The 306-nt window shown below is 73.5% G+C and carries 1 pseudogene; it reads left to right on the top strand.

The annotated features are described in order from the left end of the window. A pseudogene (locus HTV45_RS33740) lies at positions 1-306 on the top strand (PAS sensor protein); the annotation flags it as partial.

The raw sequence follows: 306 nt of genomic DNA, 5'->3' as shown, positions 1-306 counted from the left end.
GGTCGCGGTCCTCCAGGGCCCCGCGCACCACATCGCGTACGTCAACGACGCCTACACCGAGGCGTTCGGCGTCCGCCCGGCCGGCACCCCGGCCGAGGAGACCATGCCGGAGCTCGAGGAGCTGGGGCTCCTTCCCCTCCTCGACCAGGTCCTGCGCAGCGGCCGCCCCCGCACGGTCAAATCACGCCGACTTCCCGGCGGCCGCTCGTACACCTTCACCTGCACCCCGATCACCGTCCCCACCGCCGACGACGCCGAGGACGACCCCGGGAGCGCCGAATCCGGCGTCCTCGTCTTCGCCGCCGA

The sequence above is a fragment of the Streptomyces sp. CHD11 genome (assembly GCF_018638295.1).
Taxonomy (GTDB): domain Bacteria; phylum Actinomycetota; class Actinomycetes; order Streptomycetales; family Streptomycetaceae; genus Streptomyces.
The sequence above is the reverse complement of the archived record's forward strand: the minus strand, read 5'-3'. Positions and strand labels throughout refer to the sequence as shown.